We start from the raw sequence: 2,339 nt of genomic DNA, 5'->3' as shown, positions 1-2,339 counted from the left end.
CCAGCTTGCCGATCGCCGGGTAGGCACCGAGCGGCTCGGCGCTCGCGCAGCCCGCTTCCTTGACGGCGGAGTCCAGCAGCCCCTCGGCCACCTCCGGACCCACCAGGTACGGCGCGACCGCCAGCTGGAGCGAGCCGGCGTCCTTCAGCTGCGCGGCGATCGAGGCGACCGAACCCTCGACGTCCAGGGCGGCTGCCATCACCGGCACCGCAAGCCGGGCGGCCAGCAGCATTCCGGTGATCCCGGCGGCCTGCACAGCCTCCTCGCCGCCCACCGTGGCCAGCACGATGCCATCGGCGGCCGTGGCCACCGTGAACAGCCTGGCGCGGTCGGCGCGGGCGAGGCCGGCCTCGGAGAGGCGAACGTGCAGCGCCTCGGCGAGCAGCGGGTGCGGGCCGAGCACATCGGTCAGCTCGGCCGGTGCCTGGCTGTCCGTGATCGCTTGGCCTATCCGCTGCACAAGGGCGCTGTCCGGCCCTGCGAGCAGCGGTACCACGACGGCGGCCGGGCCCTCGGGCGGAGCGACCTCACGGCCCGCGGCCGTCGCCTGCTCGAAGCGCGCGACGCGCTCGGCGGCGGAGTGCGCGAGCACGGAGGCAAGAGTGGGGTACTCGGCATCGTCGCCGTCGAGGTAGCCGATCAGGGCGTTAAGACCGGGCAGCTCGGAGCGGGCAATGCTGATCACTTCTTCGGCCAGACTGCGGGTGGCCGAAGAGGGCGTACCGGGAACGGCGAGAACGAGCGCGGCAGCGCCCTCAGGTGCGACCGCGGGCTCCGGGCGGCGGTGCCGTCCGGACTGGCGAGGTCGCGGCATTCGTACAGGCAGGCCGGAAGCGGGCCCAGTGGGGGTGCTCATGGCGCCGCATGCTACTGGTTTTGGGTACCCCGCTGCGCGGGGAGGGTCCGGTCGAGCGTCATCTGTCCGCATTTATCCGATGGGCGGCTTACCGGTCAACTGCCCTGCTCTGTCACCCCTGTGCCGGGGTGCCGGTCCGGTCCGGACAGCGGAATGCAGAGCAGCGTCGGATGGTGCGGCAGCAGCAGACCACCGCCGGCCAGCGCCTGCGCGATCCGCAGCGAACCGATCAGAGGGTCACCCGAACCGGGGACCGCCCGTGCGTGCGGCAGCTGCCGGGCCAGCTCCTCGCGCAGCGGTACGAGCAACGGGTCACCCATCCGGAACAAGCCACCCGTCAGCGCCACTTCGCATTCCTCGTCGTCTGCCCCGGCCTTGGGGCACACGGCTGCGGCGGCCTCCGCGATATGTCCGGCGGCGGCACGGAGAATGCCCTCGGCGACGGGATCGTGCGCCGCGCAGGTGGCCACCTCGGGTGCGAACGAGGCAAGGACCGCGGGCCGGTCGGTGCGCGGATAGAGCAGGCCAGGCAGTCCGGGTGCCGGACCGAACACCGCCTCGAGCCGGGCGAGCAGGGCCGGGGATCCGCCCCGCCGGCCGTCATGGGCGCGCATCGCCGCGTCGAGTCCGGCGCGGCCGATCCAGGCGCCGCCGCCGCTGTCGCCCAGCAGATGGCCCCAGCCGTCGGCCCGCCGCCACTGCGCCAGATCCGTACCGAGAGCGATCAGGCCGGTGCCGGCCGCGACCACCGCGCCGGGCCGCTGCCCGACCGCTCCGGCGTACGCGGTCACCGCGTCGGCGGCGAGCGCCAGCCGCCGTACCCCGAGCGCGTCCGCCAGGGCGGCCGGCAGTTCGGCCCGCAGCCGGTCGCCGAGTGTGGCCATACCGGCCGCACCGATCGCCGCGGCCACGATCCGGCTGCCGCCGCCGTGTCGCGCGAGCAGGTTCCGGACAGTGGGCAGCAGCTGTTCCAGCAGATGGGCGGCGTCGATGCCGGAAGGCCCGGTCCGTACCGGTTCGGCGCACGCCGCGGTGGCCAGGGGAGCGTCCGAGCCGGCCGTGCCCAGCGCCACCCGCAGCCCGGAACCGCCCGAGTCCACCCCGAGGATGTACTCCCCGGGCCGGCCCGGCAGGCCCGGGCCGTCGGCCGCCGGGCCGCTTCCGGCGGACGCGGACGTCACGGCAGCCGCCACTCGACCGGCTGGGCGCCCTGGCTCACCAACAGCTCATTGGTCCGGCTGAACGGCCGGGAGCCGAAGAACCCGCGGTCCGCCGACATGGGGGAGGGGTGTGAGGACTCGATCGCCGGGAAATCCCCGAGCGAGGGACGCAGATTGCGGGCGTCGCGGCCCCACAGGACCGACACCAGCGGAGTGCCCCGCGCGACCAGCGCGGAGATCGCCTGCTGGGTGACCTCCTCCCAGCCCTTGCCGCGATGCGCGGCGGGCCGGCGGGGCGCTGTGGTCAGTGCCCTGTTGAGCAG

General features: G+C 74.5%; 3 protein-coding genes. All 3 read right to left on the bottom strand.

The window, feature by feature from the left end:
• Nucleotides 1-856 (bottom strand): sirohydrochlorin chelatase (locus ACFVW8_RS38975; protein ID WP_389698776.1); only part of this gene is annotated, 856 nt, incomplete at its 3' end.
• A gap of 95 nt (nt 857-951) precedes the next feature.
• Entirely contained in the window at nt 952-1,956 is a 1,005-nt protein-coding gene (locus ACFVW8_RS38970; RefSeq protein ID WP_389698778.1) for an N-acetylglucosamine kinase, read from the bottom strand.
• A 77-nt stretch (nt 1,957-2,033) separates the two neighbouring features.
• A partial coding sequence (locus ACFVW8_RS38965; protein ID WP_389698774.1) for a uracil-DNA glycosylase occupies nt 2,034-2,339 on the bottom strand: 306 nt, incomplete at its 5' end.

The sequence above is a fragment of the Streptomyces sp. NPDC058221 genome, assembly GCF_042882365.1.
Classification (GTDB): Bacteria; Actinomycetota; Actinomycetes; order Streptomycetales; family Streptomycetaceae; genus Streptomyces.
The sequence above is the reverse complement of the archived record's forward strand: the minus strand, read 5'-3'. Positions and strand labels throughout refer to the sequence as shown.